The 21,028-nt window shown below is 69.2% G+C and carries 16 protein-coding genes and 1 pseudogene; 13 read left to right on the top strand and 4 right to left on the bottom strand.

Annotated elements, in window-relative coordinates:
* The first annotated feature begins 66 nt into the window (after positions 1-66).
* Entirely contained in the window at positions 67-930 is an 864-nt protein-coding gene (gene map / locus GAA2_RS13990) for a type I methionyl aminopeptidase (protein ID WP_006436382.1), read from the top strand.
* Positions 931-947: 17 nt separating this feature from the next.
* On the opposite strand, the gene GAA2_RS13985 is transcribed toward map, so the two are convergent.
* Positions 948-3,146, bottom strand: coding sequence for a protein kinase domain-containing protein (locus tag GAA2_RS13985; protein WP_024498421.1), 2,199 nt, complete (start codon positions 3,144-3,146; stop codon positions 948-950).
* Positions 3,147-3,289: 143 nt separating this feature from the next.
* On the opposite strand from GAA2_RS13985, the gene GAA2_RS13980 reads away from it, so the two are divergent.
* Complete coding sequence (locus GAA2_RS13980) at positions 3,290-4,867, top strand: cobyric acid synthase (RefSeq protein ID WP_024498422.1); 1,578 nt, start codon at positions 3,290-3,292, stop codon at positions 4,865-4,867.
* Positions 4,868-4,880: 13 nt separating this feature from the next.
* Positions 4,881-5,684: an alpha/beta fold hydrolase gene (locus GAA2_RS13975; RefSeq protein ID WP_006436386.1), complete on the top strand. Its 804-nt coding sequence runs from the start codon at positions 4,881-4,883 to the stop codon at positions 5,682-5,684.
* Here GAA2_RS13975 and mtr read toward each other — a convergent pair.
* Both mtr and GAA2_RS13965 read right to left on the bottom strand, forming a co-directional pair.
* Positions 5,681-7,078, bottom strand: coding sequence for a mycothione reductase (gene mtr, locus GAA2_RS13970; protein ID WP_024498423.1), 1,398 nt, complete (start codon positions 7,076-7,078; stop codon positions 5,681-5,683). The genes GAA2_RS13975 and mtr overlap by 4 nt on opposite strands.
* On the bottom strand, positions 7,075-8,151 hold the full coding sequence (locus tag GAA2_RS13965; protein ID WP_024498424.1) for an alpha/beta hydrolase: 1,077 nt from the start codon (positions 8,149-8,151) through the stop codon (positions 7,075-7,077). Before GAA2_RS13965 ends, mtr begins: the two co-directional genes overlap by 4 nt.
* A 150-nt stretch (positions 8,152-8,301) precedes the next feature.
* Between GAA2_RS13965 and mqo the strand changes: the two genes are divergently transcribed.
* From mqo to GAA2_RS13935, 6 genes are read left to right on the top strand one after another with little or no spacing between them, the layout of a single operon-like run.
* Complete coding sequence (gene mqo / locus GAA2_RS13960; protein WP_024498425.1) at positions 8,302-9,828, top strand: malate dehydrogenase (quinone); 1,527 nt, start codon at positions 8,302-8,304, stop codon at positions 9,826-9,828.
* A gap of 32 nt (positions 9,829-9,860) precedes the next feature.
* On the top strand, positions 9,861-10,352 hold the full coding sequence (locus GAA2_RS13955; RefSeq protein ID WP_024498426.1) for a GNAT family N-acetyltransferase: 492 nt from the start codon (positions 9,861-9,863) through the stop codon (positions 10,350-10,352).
* Positions 10,349-12,241, top strand: a complete 1,893-nt coding sequence (locus GAA2_RS13950; protein ID WP_024498427.1) for a VWA domain-containing protein — start codon at positions 10,349-10,351, stop codon at positions 12,239-12,241. The genes GAA2_RS13955 and GAA2_RS13950 overlap by 4 nt, the downstream gene beginning before the upstream one ends.
* Before the next feature lie 24 nt (positions 12,242-12,265).
* Positions 12,266-12,883, top strand: coding sequence for a cob(I)yrinic acid a,c-diamide adenosyltransferase (cobO, locus tag GAA2_RS13945; RefSeq protein WP_191834430.1), 618 nt, complete (start codon positions 12,266-12,268; stop codon positions 12,881-12,883).
* A complete protein-coding gene (locus tag GAA2_RS13940; RefSeq protein ID WP_191834429.1) occupies positions 12,877-14,322 on the top strand; it encodes a cobyrinate a,c-diamide synthase in 1,446 nt (481 codons plus the stop codon). The genes cobO and GAA2_RS13940 overlap by 7 nt, the downstream gene beginning before the upstream one ends.
* A gap of 14 nt (positions 14,323-14,336) precedes the next feature.
* Positions 14,337-15,968, top strand: coding sequence for a GAF domain-containing sensor histidine kinase (locus tag GAA2_RS13935; RefSeq protein ID WP_024498430.1), 1,632 nt, complete (start codon positions 14,337-14,339; stop codon positions 15,966-15,968).
* Between the two features lie 19 nt (positions 15,969-15,987).
* Here GAA2_RS13935 and GAA2_RS13930 read toward each other — a convergent pair whose 3' ends face one another.
* Positions 15,988-16,653: a response regulator gene (locus GAA2_RS13930; protein WP_191834428.1), complete on the bottom strand. Its 666-nt coding sequence runs from the start codon at positions 16,651-16,653 to the stop codon at positions 15,988-15,990.
* A gap of 255 nt (positions 16,654-16,908) precedes the next feature.
* Here GAA2_RS13930 and GAA2_RS13925 point away from each other — a divergent pair, with 255 nt between their 5' ends.
* The 4 genes and pseudogenes from GAA2_RS13925 (at position 16,909) to GAA2_RS13910 (ending at position 21,027) form a co-directional block, all read left to right on the top strand.
* Positions 16,909-17,904: an acyl-ACP desaturase gene (locus tag GAA2_RS13925; RefSeq protein WP_191834427.1), complete on the top strand. Its 996-nt coding sequence runs from the start codon at positions 16,909-16,911 to the stop codon at positions 17,902-17,904.
* A pseudogene (locus tag GAA2_RS13920) lies at positions 17,901-18,190 on the top strand (hypothetical protein). Before GAA2_RS13925 ends, GAA2_RS13920 begins: the two are co-directional and overlap by 4 nt.
* 54 nt (positions 18,191-18,244) lie before the next feature.
* Positions 18,245-19,444, top strand: a complete 1,200-nt coding sequence (cobA, locus tag GAA2_RS13915; protein WP_191834426.1) for a uroporphyrinogen-III C-methyltransferase — start codon at positions 18,245-18,247, stop codon at positions 19,442-19,444.
* Between the two features lie 80 nt (positions 19,445-19,524).
* Positions 19,525-21,027, top strand: a complete 1,503-nt coding sequence (locus GAA2_RS13910) for a DHA2 family efflux MFS transporter permease subunit (protein ID WP_096273843.1) — start codon at positions 19,525-19,527, stop codon at positions 21,025-21,027.
* Position 21,028: the final 1 nt, after the last annotated feature.

The raw sequence follows: 21,028 nt of genomic DNA, 5'->3' as shown, positions 1-21,028 counted from the left end.
CTTAGTTGTCGCGTCCGGGTCGTCCGCGCGCCGGTCCGCTTCGGTGGAGGTGGATAAAGTGGTCGCATGCCAGTTCGCAGCGCCCTGACTCCCGGTACCCCTACGCCGATCCGGACCGTGCCCGACTCCATCGAGCGGCCGGAGTACGTGTGGAAGCCGACGGTCGCCGAGGGCCACGAACCATGGGTGCAGACCCCCGAGACCATCGAGAAGATGCGCCTCGCCGGCAAGATCGCCGCCAATGCGCTCGCCGAGGCGGGCAAGGCCGTCGCACCCGGCGTGACGACCGATGAACTCGACCGGATCGCCCACGAGTACATGGTCGATCACGGCGCCTACCCGTCGACGCTGGGCTACAAGGACTTCCCGAAGTCGTGCTGCACGTCGCTCAACGAGGTGATCTGTCACGGCATCCCGGATTCGACCGTCATCGCCGACGGCGACATCGTCAACATCGACGTCACCGCCTACATCGACGGCGTCCACGGCGACACCAATGCGACCTTCCTCGCCGGGGACGTCGAGCAGGAGGTCGTCGATCTCGTCGAGCGCACCCGCATCGCCACCGAGCGGGCGATCAAGGCGGTCAAGCCGGGTCGCGAACTCAACGTCGTCGGACGAGTCATCGAGTCGTACGCGAACCGCTTCGGCTACACCGTCGTCCGTGACTTCACCGGTCACGGCATCGGGGAGACCTTCCACAACGGGCTCGTCGTGCTGCATTACGACGAACCCAACGTCGACACCGTCCTCGAACCGGGCATGGTGTTCACCATCGAGCCGATGATCAACCTCGGCGGGCTGGCCTGGGAGATGTGGGACGACGGCTGGACGGTCGTCACCGCGGACCGGAAGTGGACCGCGCAGTTCGAGCACACCCTCGTGGTCACCGAGGACGGCGCGGAGATCCTGACCCTGCCGGACGCCTGATCCGGGGTCACGCCTGATCAGGCGGGGAAGCGCACGGCCTGCGGCTCGTTGCTCGTCGTGGTGGTGCCGTTGCCGAGCTGGCCCTTGCCGTTGAGTCCCCAGCAGTACATCCCGGAACCGGCGACGGCGCACACGTTGGCCGAGCCGGTGGTGATCGCGGTGACGCCGGACAATCCGTTGACCCGGTCCGGCGCGTGGTCGGGAAGCGCGCTCCGCGAACCCCAGCAGTAGGCGGAACCGCCCGCCGCGGCGCACGCGCCGTAACCCGCGGTCGAGACCTGCGTCGCGCCGCGCACGTCGATCGGCGTCGGCTGCAGCCGGTTGACCTCGGTGCCGTCGCCGAGCTGCCCGGACTCGTTCTCCCCCCAGCAGAAGACGGTGCCCGAGGCGCCGCCCGAGCCGTCGGCGACCGCACAGGTCGAGTAGAGACTCGTGCTGATCGAGGTGGGGGAATCGAGGTCGAGCTTCGTCGGAACCGCCCGGTTGGTGGTGGTGCCGTCGCCGACCTGCCCGTCGGCGTTGTTGCCCCAGCAGTAGGCGGATCCCGCCGCGATGGCACAGGTCGTCGTGTGCGCGGACGAGACCGCCGTCACGTCGGACAGGCCAGCGACCCGCGTCGGCACCGGGACCGACGCGCCGGTGCCCGCGCCGGTCTGCCCGTTGAGGTTGTTCCCCCAGCAGTACAGGTCACCCGAACTGATCGCGCAGGTGGTGAGGCCGACCGACACCGCGCTCACGTCGCCGAGACCGGACACCTTGGTCGGCAGCGTGACCGGCCGGCCGGACTGCCCCGCGCCGTGGCCCCAGCAGTACAGGTCACCCGCGGCGATCGCGCAGGTCTTGCCGAGGCCACCCATGCTGACCGCCGACACGTCGTCGACGCCGGACACCTTCGCCGGTCGCGAGCGGTCCGTCGTGGAGCCGTCGCCGAGCGTGCCGTACTGGTTCCCGCCCCAGCAGAACAGCTCGCCGCCACGCACCGCGCAGGTGCTGTCGCCGCTGGAGGCGATGGACTCGAAGTCACCGCCCGAACCCGGTGTGGTGCTGGATGATCCGCCGGTCGAGGAACTCGCGGCCGTCGACGCCCCCGAGGCCGTGCTTGCGGGGGCGTCGTCGGAACCGAGAAGTGCGATCGCGGTGACGACGAGCGCCACGACGAGGACGAACGCACCCACCCCGACACCCACGAACAATCCCGTTCGCTTCTGCGGCCGGGGTGGGCCCCCCGGCGGCGGGGTGAAGCCGCCGGCGAAGGCCGGGGCGGGCGTGTGCGGGTTGTAGCCGAGCGGATGCGTCCGAGGGGGTTGCCGGGTCTGGGGGTAGCGCTGCGCGGGTGGCTGGGCCCGTGGTGGAAACGCCGGCGCCGGGGTGGTGGGCGCGGCTCGGCGCGGGCCGGTCGCGGCTGCCTGCTCGAGTGCGGTCGCGAACTCTGCGCACGACGCATACCGGTCGCCGGGCCGTTTGGCCAGCGCCCGGGCGAAGACCGCGTCGAGGTGTGCCAGTGCCGGATCGTGGTCCGAGGGCCGGGGTGCGGGCGAGTTCACGTGGCCGGAGATGAGTGCCATCGGCGTCGTGCCCGGGAACGGCTGACTGCCGGTGAGGAGCTGGAAGGTGGTGCAGGCCAGGGCGTACTGGTCCGAGGCGGGGATCGCGGCCTCTCCGGTGAGCAGTTCGGGAGCGGCGTAGGCCAGCGTGCCCACGAACAGGTTGGTCGCCGTCATCTTGTTCCCGTCGACGAGGCGGGCGATGCCGAAGTCGAGGACGGTCACGCGGCTGATGCGGCCATCCGGTCCGCGGGCGACGACGATGTTCGCCGGCTTGATGTCTCGGTGGATGACCCGCTGACCGTGTGCGTGATCGAGGGCGTCGGCCACGCGGCCGGCGATGGTGACGACGTCGTCGACGGGCATCGGACCGGCGCCGGTCAGGTCCTTGCCATCGAGGTAGGTCATCGAGAACCACGGGCTGCCGTTCTCCACACCGTGGGTGTAGACGGTGACGATGCCCGGATGATCGAGGGCCGCCGCGGTACGGGCCTCGTTGCGGAATCGCTCGTGGAAGCTCGGGTCCGAGGGGTTGGGCGAGATGATCTTCAGGGCCTCACGGCGGCCCAGTGTCGGATGTTCGACGAGCCAGACCTGACCCATGCCGCCGCGTCCCAGCAGAGAGATGACGCGATACCCGGCGAACGTCGCTCCGGGTTCCACGATCTGCACGCCCGACGACCCCCGTTCCCGACCTGCCCTGACGGGCTCTCCCGACCACGCCCTCGCAGGCGTTGACGTCACTGTAACCAGCGTGGGCGGGTTGCGAGGCGAGTGGTGGTTCGTGTGAACGACGCCACCACTACGCTGTCGTGGTGGCCGATCTCGGTGGGGCGTTGCTGATTGGCGGGACCAGCAGTGACGCCGGCAAGAGTCTCGTCGTCGCAGGCCTGTGCCGTGCCCTGGCGCGCGACGGTGTCCGGGTCGCGCCGTTCAAGGCGCAGAACATGTCGAACAATTCCGTGGTCACCCCCGACGGTGGTGAGATCGGACGCGCCCAGGCGCTGCAGGCCTTCGCCTGTGGCCTCGAACCCTCGACGCGCTTCAATCCCGTCCTGCTGAAACCCGGCAGCGACCGTCGTTCGCACGTGGTGCTGCGCGGGCGTCCCGCCGGTGACGTCGGCGCGCGCGACTACCTGACCTGGCGGTCTCGGCTGCGTGAAGTAGTCGCCGAGGAGCTCGCCGCGCTCCGCCGCGACTTCGACGTCGTTCTCTGCGAGGGCGCGGGATCGGTCGCCGAGATCAACCTCCGCGACAGCGACATCGCCAACATGGGCCTCGCCCGAGCCGCACGACTCCCGGTGCTGCTGGTCACCGACATCGATCGCGGCGGTTCCCTGGCCTCGCTGTTCGGTACCACCGCGATCCTCGAACCCGCCGATCAGGCGCTGATCGCGGGTTATGTCATCAACAAGTTCCGCGGCGACCCGACGATTCTCGAACCCGGACTACAGCAGGTCCGGGCGATCACCGGTCGTCCCACACTCGGCGTCGTGCCGTTCGCCGACGATCTCTGGCTCGATGCCGAGGACTCCCTGTCCGCACCCGTCGGGCGGCGGGTGGGCCCCCCGCTCGAGCCGGCTCGTTCACGCGCGCGGCTCCGCGTTGCCGCGATCCGGTTGCCGCGGATCTCCAACTCCACCGATGTCGAGGCGCTCGCCTGCGAACCCGGCGTCGACGTCACCTGGGTCGACGACCCGGGTAGCGTCGCCGCGGCGGACCTGGTGGTGATCCCCGGTACCCGTGCCACGGTCGCCGACCTGACCTGGATGCGCGATCGCGGAATCGCCGACGCGGTCACCGACCGCGCGGCACGAGGTGCCCCGATCATCGCCGTCTGCGGCGGCTTCCAGATGCTGGCCCGCACCATCGACGACGCGATCGAATCCGGCCGTGGCCGCGTCGACGGACTCGGCGTGTTCGACCTCGACATCGCCTTCGCGGCCGACAAGACGTTGCGGCAGGTCACCGGCACCGGCGGCGGGGGAGAGGCCATCGGCGGCTACGAGATACATCACGGACGCGTCGTCGGGTCGCGGGAGAACACCTGGATCGTCGACGACGCCGCCGGGCGGGAGGGGGCCGTGCGAGGTGCGGTCCGCGGGACACACTGGCACGGACTGCTGGCCAATGACGCATTCCGCCGCCGGCTGCTCACCGAGGTGGCCGCCGAAGCCGGGGTCGCAGACTTCCGGGTCGCCGGGGACACCGAGGTGGAGGCGATCCGACGACGTCAGGTCGACACGATGGCGGACCTGGTGAGCGAGCACCTCGACCTCGACGCGGTGATGCATCTCATAGCGAACGGACCTCCGGTCTCGGCGCCGGTCATCCGCCACCAACTCGACGACCGCACCGGCCGGTCCCAGACGCTATCGTGGCCCAATGACTGAAGATCAGCGTCAGGTGACCGTCAACGGCCTCACCTTCGACGTCCGGATCGGGGGTCCGGATCAGGGCCCCTGGGTCCTGCTGCTTCACGGATTCCCGGTCAACGGAACCTGCTACGACGCGGTGCTTCCCCGACTCCACGAATCGGGTCTGCGCACGCTGGTCCTGAACCAGCGCGGTTACAGCCCGGGCGCGCGACCGCCGGCCGTCGAGGACTATCACCTCAGCCACCTGGTGTCCGACGTCATCGGGGTGCTCGACGAACTGAAGGTGGGCTACGCGATCCTCGTGGGACACGACTGGGGCGGCATCGTCGCGTGGCACCTCGCCGGCAAGTACCCCGACCGATTCACCGGGCTCGTGGTCGCGAGCACCGGCCATCCGTCGGCGATGCGGGACGCACTCGCGGCGAGCGATCAGCGCGAACGATCCTCGTACATCCTCGATTTCGTCGCCGATGGCGCCGAGGAGAAGCTGCTCGCCGACGACGGTGCGAAGCTGCGGGCCGCCGGTGTGACCGCCGACGAACTCGCCCCGTTGCGTGAACCGGGCGCGCTGACAGCTGCGCTGAACTGGTACCGGGCCAACTTCGTCGGCGACATCAAGGGGACCATGGCGTGCCCGCCGGTGGAGATCCCGACGACCCTGCTCTGGAGCGACGCCGACCCCGCGCTCGGCCGGGAGCAGGCGCAGGGCAGCGGCCGATACGCCTACTCCGATTTCCGGTTCTGCGAACTCGCCGGCGTCGACCACTGGATCCCGCAGAACGCCCCCGCGGCCCTCGCCAGCGAGATCGCCCTGCGGTCGACGGTGTTCTAGATCTCCAGGCCGAGGAGCGCGTTCTCGAGGACCTCGGGCATCGCCGGGTGAATCCAGTACTGGCCTTTGGCGACCTCGAGCGCGGTCTGGCCGAAGGACATCGCCTGGATGACGGGCTGGATCACGGTCGGCGCCTGCGGGCCGAGGATGTGCGCGCCGAGGATCTTGCCGGTGCCGCGTTCGGCGATCACCTTGCAGAACCCGGTGGTGTCCTCCATCGCCCAGCCGTAGGCGACGTCGCCGTAGGCCTGGACCTTCACCGTGATGTCGTACCCGGCGTCGCGTGCCTCGTCCTCGGTCAGCCCGACCGAAGCGATCTGCGGGTGCGTGAAGACGGCTGCGGGGACGAATCGATGGTCGAACTCGATGAGATCGTCGGCGTCCCACCCCTTCAGCAGGTTGGCCTGCACCACCCGCTCCTCGTGGTTGGCGACGTGCTTGAGCTGATACGGCGAGCTGACGTCGCCGAGCGTCCAGACCCCGCGCGCGGCGGTGCGGCCGTGGGCGTCGCAGCGCACGCGACCCTCCTCGTCGAGTTCGACGCCGATCGAGGACAGATTGAGGCGGTCGCCGTTGGGCTTTCGGCCGGTCGCGACGAGCAGGACGTCGGCCTCCAGCTGGGCCCCGTCAGCGAGATGTAGGCGTACGCCGCCGTCGGGCAGGTTCTCCGCACCCGAGATCCCGGCGTGGAGGTGGACGTCCCACTTGTCCTTGGCCACCTGCGTGAAGCGGTTGGAGATGTCGGCATCCTGCTTGCGCAGCAGGGCGGGTCCGCGGGCGATGATCGACACCTTGGCTCCGAGCGCGCCGAAGACGTGCGCGAATTCGGCTGCGATGTACCCGCTTCCGACGATGATCAGCCGCTCGGGCAGCTCCGGGAGCCGCATGACGTCGTTGTTGGTGTAGTACTTCACGCCGGAGTCGGCGATGACCGGCGGGATGACCGGCCGTGAACCGGCGGCCAGGACGACCTCGCGAGCGAGAACTGTCGCGCCGTCCGCGGTGACGAGACGGTAGCGGCCGTCCTCGTCACGGCCGTCGAACTCCACGTGCGAGCTGTAGACGGTGATGTTCTCGCACCGGTCGACGCGATACTCCTTGCCGCCCTCGGAGATCGGGTCGATCCGCCCGAAGACGCGCTCGACGATGCCGGGCCAGTCCACCGAGTCGACCTTGGCGTGCACGCCGAGCCGCGCGCCGTGCGTGGCGACCTCGGCGACCTCGGCCGCGTAGACGAACATCTTGGTCGGGATGCATCCGACGTTGAGACAGGTGCCGCCGTACACCCCCTCCTCGAAGATGGCGATCGTCGTGTCGGCGTAGCGCTCGTCGGGGATGGAGTTGCCGCTGCCGGAGCCGATGATGGCCAGGTCGACGACCTGCGTGGCGGTCATAGGAAGCTCTCTTTTCTGGTGGGTTCCGATGCGTCGGTGCCGGATGAGTCGGTGGCCGGACGGATGGTGTGCGTCAGCCAGGTGTCGACCTCGCGATAGGCCTGTTCACGTGCGTGCGTCACAGAGAGGAAAACGTCGTGGCGGGCGTCGGGGATGGGGACGGTCGACACGCGTCCCCCGAGGCATCCGCTCCAGCGGGCGATCTGCCGGACGTCGAGCACGGCGTCGGCGCGATCGGTCGACGCCGAATAGGTCTTCGCGAAATGTGTCTTGTCCGAACGTAATACGAGCGTCGGTGTGCCGACGTCGATACCGTGATGCAGGTGACGCTGCCCGCTGCGGACCGCGTTGAGAAAACCGAAGGTGACGGGGAAGCCGCCCATCGGTTTGAGGGCGAGGTCGTAGGTCCACTCGCCGTACGCACTCTCGTGGAGACTCTCGCCATATGCCGAGGACAGCTCCTGCGGGATCACCCGGGTCGGGGACACCGCGGCGATCGCCTTGATGAGCATCGTCACCGGCAGCGTCCGCAGCACGGCATCACCCTGGAGATCGAACCACGGTGAGTTGAGCAGCAGGCCGTCGACGAGGGCGTGGCGGTCCGGGTTCTGCTCACGCAACCGGTCCAGCCACAGCGCGGTGATCAGGCCACCCGTCGAATGTCCGGCGATGATCATGCGGGTGTCCGCACCCACCTCGTCGGCGATCAGCGCCAGTGCGAGGCCGAGCTCCTCGTCGTAGCGGGCGAGATCCGTGGTGAAGTGGGCGGTGTGGTGCGCCTCCCGCGACCGTCCGCATTTGCGCAGGTCGATCGCATAGAACGCATAGCCGCGGTCGGTGAAGAAATCGGCCAGCGGCTCGTGGAAGAAGTAGTCGGTGAAGCCGTGGACATAGAGCACCGCGCCGGCCACGGGGCGGTGACCCGCGATCCGCGCACCCGTCTCGGCACGGCGGATCAGGGTCGCGGTGACGGGGGATTCCCCGTCCGGATCGTCGCTCAGCGGGATCGTGCGGAGTTGGTAGTGGTCCAGGAAGCGGTCGGGTTGCCAGCCGGTGCCTGTGGATACGCTCACAGCAGCCAGCTTAGTGACCTGCCCGCGGGTCCATGGGGCCGTCGGGGTGTCGCGGATACCACAGTTGAGCAGCTCGATTCTGTGACAGAACGTGCCATGCTGGACAATGGCCGATGAAAAGATCGTTGATCAGCTTGAAGTGGAGTCCAGGTGTCGAAAACGGTGATCAAGACCGATGTGGCGTTGGTGGGTGCGGGCATCATGAGTGCCACCCTGGGAGCGCTGCTCCGGCAGCTGCAGCCCGATTGGTCGATCAGCCTGTTCGAACGGCTCGACGCGGCCGCCGCCGAGAGCAGCGACCCGTGGAACAACGCCGGTACCGGGCACTCGGCGCTCTGCGAGCTCAACTACACCCCCAAGACCGCCGACGGCGACGTCGACATCACCAAGGCGCTCAACATCAACGAGCAGTTCCAGGTGTCGCGCCAGTTCTGGGCACATGCTGTCGACAACGGCATCCTGGGTGATCCCTCGGAGTTCATCAATCCGATCCCGCACGTCGCCTTCACCCACGGCGACGCCGGCGTGAAGTACCTGCGCAAGCGCTACGACAACCTCGCCGGCCAGACCCTGTTCGAGGGCATGGAGTTCATCGACGACCCCGCCGAGTTCACCAAGCGTCTCCCGCTCATGTCGGCCGGTCGCGACTTCTCCGACCCGGTCGCGCTGAACTGGTTCGACCAGGGCACCGACGTCGACTTCGGTGCGCTCACCCAGCAGCTGCTCAACTACGTCGCGCAGGGTGCCGACATCTACTTCGGTCACTCGGTGACCAACCTCTCGAAGCAGTCCGACGGCAGCTGGATCGTCAAGGTCCGCAACGGTCGTACCGGAGACACCCTGAAGGTCCACGCGAAGTTCGTCTTCGTCGGTGCCGGCGGCGGTGCGCTCCACCTGCTGCAGAAGTCGGGCATCAAGGAGGCCAAGGGCTTCGGCGGCTTCCCGGTGTCGGGTGAGTTCTTCCGCTGCACCAACTCCGAACTGATCGGCGAGCACCACGCCAAGGTCTACGGTCAGGCCGCCGTCGGTGCGCCGCCGATGTCGGTGCCCCACCTCGACACGCGCGTCATCAACCACAAACCGGGTCTGCTGTTCGGCCCGTACGCCGGTTGGTCGCCCAAGTTCCTCAAGTCCGGCAAGATCACCGACCTCCCTGCCTCGATCAAACCGGGCAACCTGCTGCCGATGGTGTCGATCGCGCCGCAGGAGTTCGGTCTGCTCAAGTACCTCATCGGCGAGCTCGCCGCGAACAAGGCCGATCGCGTCAACACGCTGTCGGAGTTCGTGCCGCGTGCGCTCGGCGCGGACTGGGAGCTCATCACCGCCGGCCAGCGTGTCCAGGTGATCCGCAAGACGGGTGTCGGCGGCAAGCTCGAGTTCGGTACGGCCGTCGTGACCTCCGAGGACGGCACCATGTCCGGCCTACTCGGTGCGTCCCCCGGCGCCTCGACCGCGGTCCCGGCGATGCTGTCGGTGCTCGAGAAGTGCTTCCCGGCCGAGTACGCCGGCTGGTCGTCGAAGCTGACCGAGCTCATCCCGTCGTTCGGCCAGAAGCTCAATGGCAACCGTGACCTGTACCGACAGGTGTGGGACTGGACCAACAAGTCGCTGCGGCTGACCGGTCGTGACGCGAGCACCGTCGAGACCGACGCGCTCGCCCCCGCCACCGCGGGGTGATCCGCGGCGGCCATCTGTGCTAACCACGACACATGAGCCCGCAACCGCAGGAACATCAGCGACCACAGGTACATCGCAGTACGGCTGCCGACATCGACGCGGCGACGCTGTATCGCATCCTGAGGCTTCGGGTCGACGTCTTCGTCGTGGAGCAGGCCTGTCCGTACCCGGAACTCGACGGGCGTGACCTGGAGCCGACGACCCGCCAGTTCTGGATCACCGACAGCGCTGACGGTGACGTCGTGCTGGCGACCCTGCGCCTCCTCGACGAGCCGCCGGGTGCCGACGGTGGGCCCGTGTACCGGATCGGCCGTGCCTGTACGGAACGCGCGCATCGTGGCCGCGGTCTGGTCTCCCGGCTCCTGACTGCCGCGCTGGACGAGGTCGGCGAGCACCCCTGCCGGATCGAGGCACAGGCCTATCTGACCGAGATGTACGGAAAGTTCGGATTCGTCGCCGACAGCGACGAATACCTCGAAGACGGGATCCCACACGTGTCGATGCTCCGCCCCGGTTCGCGATGACCGAGATCTCCGAGCAGACCCCGGTACCGGTCCGCTACCCGTTCAGTGCGGTCGTCGGGCAGGACCGGCTCAAGCTCGCCCTCATCCTGTCCGCGATCTCACCGGGCATCGGCGGCGTCCTCATCCGCGGCGAGAAGGGGACCGCCAAGTCGACGATCGTGCGCGGGCTCGGACCGCTGATCGGTGGCGACGACCGGTCGGGGCGCGTCGTCGAACTGCCGATCGGGGCCACCGAGGACCGCGTGATCGGTTCACTCGACCTGACCTCCGTGCTGCGCGACGGCCGCGCGGAGTTCACCCCGGGACTTCTCGCCCGAGCGCATCGGGGCGTCCTCTACATCGACGAGGTCAACCTCCTCGCCGATCATCTCGTCGACGTCCTGCTCGACGCCGCGGCCAGCGGACGCGTGACCATCGAGCGGGACGGTGTTTCCCACACGCAGGCAGCAGATTTCGTACTCGTCGGCACGATGAACCCGGAAGAGGGAGAGCTGCGCCCGCAGCTGCTCGACCGCTTCGGTCTCGCGGTCGACGTCGCGGCCGGCAAGGACCTCGACGAACGAGTCGAGGTCGTCCGGCGGCGGATGGCGTTCGACGCCGACCCGGCCGGGTTCGCGGCGGAACACCTCGCCATCGAACACGAACTCGCACAGCGGATCGACGAGGCCCGCCGAGCGGTGGGCGGGGTCGAGGTCCCGACGCGTGAGCTGCGCCGGATCGCAGGCATCTGCGCGCACCTCGACGTCGACGGGCTCCGCGGCGACATCGTCGTGGCGCGTACCGCCGCCGCACACGCGGCCTGGCGCGGGGCGACCACGGTGTCCGAGGAGGACGTGCGGGCCGCCGTCGAACTCGCCCTGCCGCACCGCAGGCGCCGCAACCCGTTCGACGAATCCGGCCTGTCCACCGACCAGCTCGACGACGCGATGTCGGCCGGTCAGGATGCCGCCGGTCCCGAATCCCCCGAACCTCCCGACGACGACCCGACCTCACCCGGGGGCGGCCCGGACGGTGGCGCGCCCGCCCCAGGTGATCCTTCGGAAACCTCTGAGGCGCAATCGGATTCAGAAACGCAGTCGCAACCGGCGCCGGGGCCCGCCTTCGGTGCCGCGCCGAGGCCGACGGGGCGTCGCGTACGCGCACTCCGCGTCTCCGGGGTGGGGGACGGAGACCCGGGACGCCGGTCGAAGGCGCGCAGCCGGCGCGGCCACACCATCCACGCGGTCGACTTCGAGGACGGCCGGCCGGTGCACCTGTTCGCCACCGTCCTCGCCGCGGCAGGTCGGGCACCGCAGTCGTCGGTCCGGATCGCCGCACCCGACCTGCGCTCCGCCGAGCGTATCGGCCAGGAGGCGAATCTCGTTGTCTTCGTGGTGGACCTGAGCGGTTCGATGACCGCCCGGCGTCGGCTCACCGCGGTCGCGGAACTGTGCGTGGAGATGCTGCGGGATTCCTACACGCGTCGCGACCGGGTCGCCGTCGTCGTCGCCCGCGGCGGTTCGGCGACGCTGGCCGTGCCGCCCACCAAGTCGGTGGACATCGCGGTGCGCCGCCTCGCCGAGATCCGTACCGGTGGCCGTACGCCGCTGGCCGAGGGGCTGACGCTGGCCGGTGACGTCGTCGAACGCTGCCGGCGTACCGAGCCGAACCGGCGACCGCTCCTGGTGGTCCTCACCGACGGTCGGGCCACGTCGGGCCGGGACGCACCCGCACGCGCGCGGCTTGCGGCGTCGGTGATCCGGCGCCGCGGGATCGAGTCGGTGGTCGTCGACTGCGAGCAGGGGATGGTGCGACTCGGTCTCGCCGCCGACCTCGCCGGACACCTCGGCGCCGAGTTGCTGACCATGGACGAGCTGTCCGCGACCGCGCTGACGCGCGGCGCGGCCTGAGTCCGCCGAAGAAGGAGACAACCAGTGCCCCAGGGGGTTCCCGCGTCGGTTCCCGACGACGGTCTGACCACGCGCCAGCGTCGTAACCAGCCGGTTCTCGCCGTCCACACCGGAGACGGGAAGGGGAAATCCACCGCCGCGTTCGGGATGGCGATGCGCGCCTGGAACGCCGGGATGCGGGTCGCCGTCTTCCAGTTCGTCAAGAGCGCCAAGTGGAAGGTCGGGGAGGAGTCGGCGTTGCTGACCCTCGGACAGTGTCACACCGACACCGGCGCGGGCGGTCCGGTCGAGTGGCACAAGATGGGCCAGGGCTGGTCGTGGTTGCGGGCCAATACCGAGCACGCCGACGACCACGCCGCCGCGGCGCGAGCCGGCTGGGCCGAGATCGCCCGGCGGCTCGACGCCGGCGAACACGACTTCTACGTCCTGGACGAGTTCACCTACCCGCTCGACTGGGGTTGGGTCGACACCGATGAGGTCATCGAGACCCTCGCCCGCCGCCCCGGGCGTCAGCACGTCGTCATCACCGGCCGACGCGCGCCGCAGAAGCTGATCGATACCGCGGACCTCGTGACGGAGATGCGCAAAATCGCCCACCCGATGGATGCCGGCCGTAAGGGTCAGAAGGGCATCGAGTGGTAGCGGCCGCGGGCGGAGTGCCCACCGTCGTGATCGCCGCGCCGTCGTCGGGCAGCGGCAAGACGACGGTGACGACCGGCCTCATCGGCGCGTTGCGCGCGGCCGGTCACCGGGTGGCACCGTTCAAGGTCGGTCCCGACTACATCGACCCCGGCTATCACGCCGTCGCCGCCGGGCGTCCGGGCCGCAACCTGGACCCGAACCTGGTGGGCGAGGACCTGATCGCGCCCCTGTTCGCCCATGGCTCGATCGGAGCCGACATCGCCGTCGTCGAAGGGGTGATGGGCCTGTTCGACGGCCGGATCACCGGCGATGAGGTCGGCGCAGCCGGCACCGACGCGCTGGGCATCGGCTCGACCGCGCACGTGGCGTCGATCATCGGTGCGCCCGTCGTGCTGGTCGTCGACGCCGGCGGACACAGCCAGTCCCTCGCCGCAGTGCTGCACGGGTTCCTGTCCTACGACTCCTCGGTGCACATCGCCGGGGTCATCCTCAACCGGGTCGGCTCGCCGCGGCACGAGATGGTGCTGCGCCAGGCGTGCGCTCGCGTCGGTGTTCCGGTGTTCGGAGTGGTCCGACGCGATCCGTCCCTGACCGTGCCGTCCCGTCACCTCGGACTCATCCCCGCGGCCGAACGCAGCGCCGACGCGGTCGCCGCGGTGGCGTCGATGACCCATCACCTGCGGGGCTCCCTCGACCTCCCGGCGATAGTGGCGGCAGCGCGGCAGCGCCGGAGTCCCGACGCCGCACCGTGGTCGGCGGCCGAGGCACTCGCTCCCTATGTGGACGGCGCCCCGGCCCCGGCTGCGCGGCCCGTCGTCGCCGTCGCCGGGGGAGCGGCGTTCACCTTCGGTTATGCCGAACACGCCGAGATGCTGCGTGCCGCGGGCGCCGAGGTGGTCGCCTTCGACCCACTCTGTGACCGACTTCCGCCGGATACCGCCGGAGTCGTCATCGGTGGTGGCTTCCCCGAGGAGCACGCCGAGGAACTCGGCGCCAACGTCGAACTGCGTGCCGACCTGCGTGCGCACGCGGCTGCCGGCCGGCCCATCCATGCCGAATGCGCGGGTCTGGTCTATCTGGCCGAACACCTCGACGGACGTCCCATGAGCGGTGTCCTCGACATCGCCGGCAGCTTCGGGCCGAGGCTGACGCTGGGTTACCGCGACGCGGTGGCCGTGTCCGACTCGGTGCTGTTCCGTGCCGGGGAGCGCGTCACCGGGCACGAGTTCCACCGCAGCACCGTGACGACCGGGGAGGGAGCAGCGACGCCCGCATGGGCGTGGCGCGATGCCGAAGGTCGAAGCGCCACGGACGGCGTCATCACCGCCGCGGTCCACGCGTCGTATCTGCATCTGCATCCGGCGGCCATCCCGGAGGCGCTGCACCGCTTCATGGCCCGAGTAGGCTCCAGATCGTGCACGATGCCGACCAACTGTTAGACGCAGGTTCCCCGATGACGGCACGCCGACTGCGCGAGACCCTTGACGCGTTGGCCACCCACGGTGCCGACGACCCCGATCTGCTGCGTCAGCTCCTCGAGGCCGTGCTCGTCGTCGGGCAGGGCGTCGAACTCGACCGCGCGTTGCAGCGCATCGTCGAGGTGGCCGCCGGTCTGGTGGATGCGCAGTACGGAGCGCTGGGTGTGCGCGGTCCCGACGGTGGTCTCAGCGAGTTCGTCCACATCGGGATCACCGATGCGCAGCGGGCGACGATGGGGCATCTGCCGGTGGGCCGGGGCGTACTGGGACTGTTGATCGACGACCCACGACTGCACCGCATCCACGACCTCGGCGCACATCCGACCTCGGTCGGGTTCCCGCCGAATCACCCGCCCATGCACACCTTTCTCGGTGCGCCGATCCTGGTGCGCGGCGAGGTGTTCGGCAGCATCTACCTCACCGAGAAGCGTTCGGCCGACGACTTCTCCGAGGTCGACGAGACGGTCGTCGCCGTACTCGCGGTGGCCGCGGGAATCGCCATCGACAACGCCGGACTCTTCGAACGCGCGCGGACCCGGCATCGCTGGATGCAGGTGCTGGCCCGTCGCGGTTCGGAACCACTGGCCGGTATCGCGTTGTCCGACACCATGTCCCGGATGTGTGTCGACGTCGCCGACCTGGTGGGCGCGGTCGACGTCTTCCTCGTCACCGAACTCGACGGCGAGGTGGAGTTGCGTGGTCACACCGGTGACCGTCTCGAGATCGACAGCTTCACCGCACCGCCGGCGAACGCCCTGGCCGTTCTGCGCGCGGGCTCGATCGCGCCGTCGCTGGTTCGCCGCGGGGCCCGTTGGACGTCGGTGCAACCGCTGCAGCGCGCGTCGGGAGCGTTCGGCTGGATGCTCATCACCCATCGTGACCGGCCGTACTGGGACGAGGAGGAGATCGCCGGACTGGCCGGTGTCGCCGAGATCGCCTCGCTGGCGGTGGTCTACGCCGAACAGCAGCAGATCGCCCGCGATCTCGAGGTGCTCGAGGACCGCCACCGCATCGCGCGGGATCTCCACGACCACGTCATCCAGCGGCTCTTCGCGGTCGGCATGTCGGTGCAGACCCTGCTGGCCGGATCGACCGATCCCGCTGCCGCCACCGCGCGTCTCGAACAGATCATGACCGACCTCGATCGCACGATCGCGCAGATCCGGACCTCGATCTTCGATCTTCAGACGGCGACGGCCAACGCCGACGGTTCGACCCTGCGTCGGCGCGTCCTCGACATCGTCTCCGAATTGTCCGGGCATGCGTCGATCTCGCCGAGCGTCGAGTTCGACGGTCCTGTCGACACCGTGGTGCCGGACACGCTGGGACCGCACATCGACGCGGTGCTGCGCGAAGGGCTCAGCAACGCCTTGCGCCATGCGCAGGCCGACCACATCGCGGTGGCGGTCCGAGCCGACGACGTGCTGACCGTCGAGATCACCGACGACGGCGTCGGCATCGGCACCGACGTCACCTACCGCGGTCTGGAGAACCTGACCCGGCGCGCCGAGGAGTGTGACGGGACGTTCAGCGTGGTCACCCGTCCGCGCGGCAACCGCGACGAGGGCGGGACAACACTCACCTGGTCGGTGCCGTTGATCGGTTGACGCCGGTCGGCTCCGCGGATCAGCCCTTGGGGTCGCGGAGTTTGGTCGCCATCACCGCGACCTGGGTTCGGCGCTGCATGTCCAGCTTGCCGAGGATGCGGGACACGTAGTTCTTGATCGTCTTCTCCGCCAAGAACATCCGTTCGGCGATCTGCCGGTTGGTCAGACCCTCCCCGATGAGGTTGAACACCTCACGCTCCTGATGGGTGAGCTCCTCGAGAGGGTCCTTCTCGGCCTGCTTGCCGTCGCGCAACTTGGCCAGCAGGGCAGCGGTCGACCGGTCGTCGAGCAGCGAACCGCCCTGTCCCACGGTGCGGACCGCGGCCACCAGGTTGTGGCCGAGGATCTGTTTGAGCACGAAGCCCGACGCGCCGGCGAGGACCGCGGCGAGGAGGGCGTCGTCGTCGGCGTAGCTCGTGAGCATCAGGCACTTCACGTTCGGGTCGGCGGCGCGGACGTCGCGACAGAGTTCGACGCCGTTGCCGTCGGGCAGACGGACGTCGAGGACCGCCACGTCGGGCTTGGTCGCGAGGATGCCGACCAGGGCCTCACCGACGGACGCGGCCTCACCGACGACCTCGATGTCGTCAGCGGTGCCGAGGAGGTCGCGGAGTCCACGTCGGACGAGCTCGTGGTCGTCGACGAGGTAGACGCGGACCGGGGCGGGGGTCGAATCGTCAGCCATGGTCTGAACGTACCGGACCGTCTCAGCTGCGAGAACTCACGACGCGGGTGCTGTGTCGACGGCGACAGTGACATTGTGTCGCCGGCAACAGTGACATTGTGTCGCGGGCGACAGCGTCCCGACCGGATTCGCGACGTCGGGCCCCAACGATGCGGGACTTTCTCCCCACGAGCAACACCCGTCTCCGGGAGCAGAGTGGTTGTCGACGGATTCTCGATCCGCCTGTCCACCCCGAACTTCGGACCAGGAGAGCACGTGACCACCCTCATCGGACCCCCCGAAACGATCGACAACGGGATGACCGGATCGGACCTGCTGCGCGAACTGCTACCCGTGTGCGAGACCGAGGTGGAGCGTCACATGCGGATGACCAAGGACTGGCATCCGCACCATTACGTGCCGTGGGACGAGGGCCGGAACTTCGCGATGCTCGGCGGCATCGACTGGGACCCCGAACAGTCGCAGCTGTCGGAGACCGCCAAGGCCGCGATGATCACCAACCTGCTCACCGAGGACAACCTGCCGTCCTACCACCGCGTCATCGCCCAGAACTTCAGCCTCGACGACGCGTGGGGCTGGTGGGTCGGCCGCTGGACCGCCGAGGAGAACCGCCACTCCGTGGTCATGCGCGACTACCTGGTCGTCACCCGCGGCGTCGACCCGGTGGAACTCGAAGAGATCCGGATGGCCCACATGACGGCGGGTTTCAATCCGCTGCCCGAGGACGACGGACAGCGGGACCACAGCTTCGACATGCTGTACGCCGTGGCGTATGTCAGCTTCCAGGAACTCGCGACCCGCGTCTCGCACCGCAACACCGGCAAGGCCTGCGGCGACCCGATCGCCGACCGCATGCTGCAGCGCGTGGCCGCCGACGAGAACCTGCACATGCTCTTCTATCGCAACATCGTGGCCGGTGCCCTCGACCTGGTTCCCGACCAGACGATGGCCGCCGTCTACGCGATCGTGTCGAACTTCCAGATGCCCGGCGCCACGATGCCGAACTTCCGGCGCAACGCGGTACTGATCGCCAAGGGCGGTATCTACGACCTGCCCCAGCACATGTCCGAGGTGGTCATGCCGGTGCTGCGCAAGTGGCGCATCTTCGAGCGCGACGACTTCGGTCCGCTCGGTGAGCACTACCGCGAACTGCTCGCCGACTTCCTCGAGCAGATGAACGTCAAGGTCGAGAAGTTCGAGGCGTCGCGCGAACGCGCCCTGCAGCGCGAGCGGGCACGGAGCCGGGCATGACTCTCGCGGAGCCGGTCGGGATGGATGGGTTCGGGAGTTCCGTGGGCGCGGATGCGTGCGGTTGTGACTCCGGGTTCGTCACGGCGATCTCGATGGCCGAGGCGGCCGCGGACCGGAACCCGGCCTGGTGGAACGAGATCCGGACCAGCGCCGACGACGCGCTCGACGCGGCCTACTGCAGCTCCAAGCTGCTCGGTGCGCTGATCCAGCGGCCGCCCACCGGCTCGGCGTCCCGGCCGCCGACATCTGGGGCCACATCCGCCGCACCGGCGAGCTGCCGCTCTAGATCACACCGGCTGAACACCGAGGGCCAGGTCTCGGCCCGGTAGTGTCACCTCCCATGTCTGGTCACTACCTCGTCGGCCTCGATCTCGCGGGCCGCAGGGTCGTCGTCGTCGGCGGCGGGTCCGTCGCACAGCGACGACTGCCGAACCTCATCGCGGCCGGAGCCGACGTACACGTCATCGCCATCGACCCCACACCGGCCGTCGAATCGTTCCAGGGCATCACTGTGACCCGCCGTGCGTACGCCGACGGTGATCTCGCCGGAGCGTGGTACGTGATGGCGTGCACCGACGATCCCGACGTCAACGCGGCCGTCGTCGCCGAGGCCGAACGCCGCCACACCTTCTGCGTGCGCGCCGACGACGCCCGGTACGGAACCGCGGTCACCCCCGCCTCCGGCCGCCACCGCGACGTACAGTTCGGCGTCCTCGCCGGCGGCGACCACAAACTGTCGGCGGCACTGCGCGCCGCGATCAGCCGAGCGCTGTCCGACGGTTCGCTGTCGGTCGCCGACGCCGCGCCGCACGCCGCGGGTGTCGCCCTGGTCGGTGGCGGTCCCGGCGACCCCGATCTCATCACGGTGCGCGGCCAGCGGCTCCTCGCCGAGGCCGACGTCGTGGTCGCCGACCGGCTGGCGCCGCCCGAGTTGCTCGCCGAGCTGGGCCCGCAGGTCGAGGTCATCGACGCCGCGAAGGTGCCCTACGGACGCGCGATGAAGCAGGAGGCCATCAACGACGTCCTCGTCACCAAGGCGAAGGAGGGCAAGTTCGTCGTGCGGCTCAAGGGCGGCGACCCGTACGTCTACGGCCGCGGCTTCGAGGAGCTGCAGGCCTGTGTCGCCGCCGGCGTGCCGGTGACCGTCGTGCCCGGCATCAGCAGCTCGATCGCCGCACCCGCATCGGCCGGCATCCCGGTGACTCACCGCGGCGTCACCCACGAGGTGGTCATCGCCTCCGGCCACGTCCCGCCCGGACATCCCGACTCGCTGATCGACTGGTCGGCGATGGGCAGGTTGCGCGGCACACTCGTGCTGATGATGGCCGTCGAGCGTGTCGACCTCTTCGCCGACGCCCTGCTCGAGGCCGGCCGGCCCGCCGACACCCCGGTCGCCCTGATCGAGAACGGATCCCTGCCGACGCAGCGCCTGCTGCGCACCGACCTCGCGCATGCCGCCGAGGTCGCGGCCGCGGAGGGACTGCGCCCGCCGGCCATCGTCGTCATCGGTCAGGTCGCCGGATTCACCGAGGGCTCCTGAGCCCGCACATCGGGTGAGCGGGGGCACCGAACCAACAGGGATTGGCACATCGGCGCGCTCGGCCGGTACCGTCGTGCCTTATGTCGACTCCCGGATCCGTGCACGCTGGAACTGTGGACAACTCTCAGTTCCGTCCGGTCTTCGGACTGCCGATCCTGGTGCTGTCCGGAATGCAGCTGCTCATGGTGCTCGACGGCACTGTTGCAGCACTGGCCCTGCCACGCATCCGTGACGCGCTGAGCCTCTCCGAATCGAGCGCCAACTGGGTCATCAGCAGCTACGTGCTGGCCTTCGGCGGACTGATGCTGCTGGGCGGCCGTCTCGGTGACACCTTCGGTCGCAAGCGGATGTTCATGGTGGGCGTCGTGGCGTTCACCCTCACCTCGCTGCTCTGCGGACTGGCGTGGAACGAGGCGAGCCTGATCGTCGGCCGCGCGCTGCAGGGCGCGTCGGCGGCGGTGGCCGCGCCCACCGCGATGGCGCTGGTCGCGACCACCTTCGCGCCGGGTAAACCCCGTAGCCAGGCCTTCGCGATCTACGCGGCGATGACGGGTGTCGGCTCGGTGGCCGGACTGATCCTCGGCGGTGTGCTGACCGAGGTGTCGTGGCGCCTCGTGTTCCTCATCAACGTGCCCATCGGACTGGTCGTCGTCATCGGTGCGATGCTCGCGCTGCGTGAGTCGCAGGGGGAACGGCTGCCCCTCGACGTCCCCGGCGCGGTGCTCGGCACCCTCGGCTGCACCCTGCTGGTGCTCGGTGTCAACGAGGGGCCCAACGGGTGGGACTCGCCGGTCGTGATCGTCTCGTTCGTGCTCGGCGCACTGGCCCTCATCGCCTTCGTGATCGTCGAGCGCCGCGCTTCCAATCCGATCCTGCCGTTCTCCCTGTTCGACAACAGCTCACGCGTCGCGGCACTGCTGGCGATCCTGTTCGCCAGCATGATCATGATGTGCATGGCGGTCTTCATCTCGCTCTACCTGCAGGGCATCTTGAAGTACTCGCCGATCCAGAGTGGTCTGGCGGTCGTCCCGTTCGCCTTCGGTCTCGGAATCGCCGCGGCGATCGCGTCGAAACTCGCCCTGATGGTCCAGCCCCGCTGGCTGGTCCTGGTCGGCGGTGCGGTCATCCTCGCCGGCTGCTTCTATGCGTCGTCGATCGCCACCGATGCGCCCGATTACTTCCCGGGCATCTTCATCCCGGTCGTCGTGATCGGCTTCGGTGTGGGGCTCGCGGTGATCCCGCTGACCCTGTCCGTGGTCGCCGGCGTCGGCCCCCACGAGATCGGTCCGCTGACCGCCCTCGCACAGGTCGCCCAGAACCTCGGCGGCGCTGTCGGCCTGGTCGTGGTCGGTGCGCTGGTGACGTCGCGGGCGCTGTCCAAAGGCGGCACCACCGAACCGGTCGAGACCATGAATCCCGCCCAGCTGGCGGCCCAGGCGGAGGGTTACGGTCTCGCCTTCGCGGCCTGCGCCGGGATCGCGGTCATCGCCGCGATCGTGGTCCTGTTCATGCGGTTCACCCCTGAGCAGGTCGCCGAGGGGCAGGCGGCCCAGGAGGCCGCCGACGCAGGCGTCGACAAGTGAC

This window comes from Gordonia ajococcus (assembly GCF_012974285.1).
GTDB classification, from domain to species: Bacteria; Actinomycetota; Actinomycetes; order Mycobacteriales; family Mycobacteriaceae; genus Gordonia; species Gordonia amicalis.
This window is presented reverse-complemented; position numbering and strand designations above follow the sequence as displayed.

What these genes read in the sequence shown, in the direction of transcription:
- mtr (WP_024498423.1), bottom strand. Translation starts at nt 7,078, where the DNA reads ATGACCGCCACGCAGGTCGTCGACCTGGCCATCATCGGCTCCGGCAGC.
- GAA2_RS13955 (WP_024498426.1), top strand. Translation starts at nt 9,861, where the DNA reads ATGAGCCCGCAACCGCAGGAACATCAGCGACCACAGGTACATCGCAGT.
- cobA (WP_191834426.1), top strand. Translation starts at nt 18,245, where the DNA reads ATGTCTGGTCACTACCTCGTCGGCCTCGATCTCGCGGGCCGCAGGGTC.
- GAA2_RS13935 (WP_024498430.1), top strand. Translation starts at nt 14,337, where the DNA reads ATGACGGCACGCCGACTGCGCGAGACCCTTGACGCGTTGGCCACCCAC.
- GAA2_RS13910 (WP_096273843.1), top strand. Translation starts at nt 19,525, where the DNA reads ATGTCGACTCCCGGATCCGTGCACGCTGGAACTGTGGACAACTCTCAG.
- map (WP_006436382.1), top strand. Translation starts at nt 67, where the DNA reads ATGCCAGTTCGCAGCGCCCTGACTCCCGGTACCCCTACGCCGATCCGG.
- GAA2_RS13930 (WP_191834428.1), bottom strand. Translation starts at nt 16,653, where the DNA reads ATGGCTGACGATTCGACCCCCGCCCCGGTCCGCGTCTACCTCGTCGAC.
- GAA2_RS13950 (WP_024498427.1), top strand. Translation starts at nt 10,349, where the DNA reads ATGACCGAGATCTCCGAGCAGACCCCGGTACCGGTCCGCTACCCGTTC.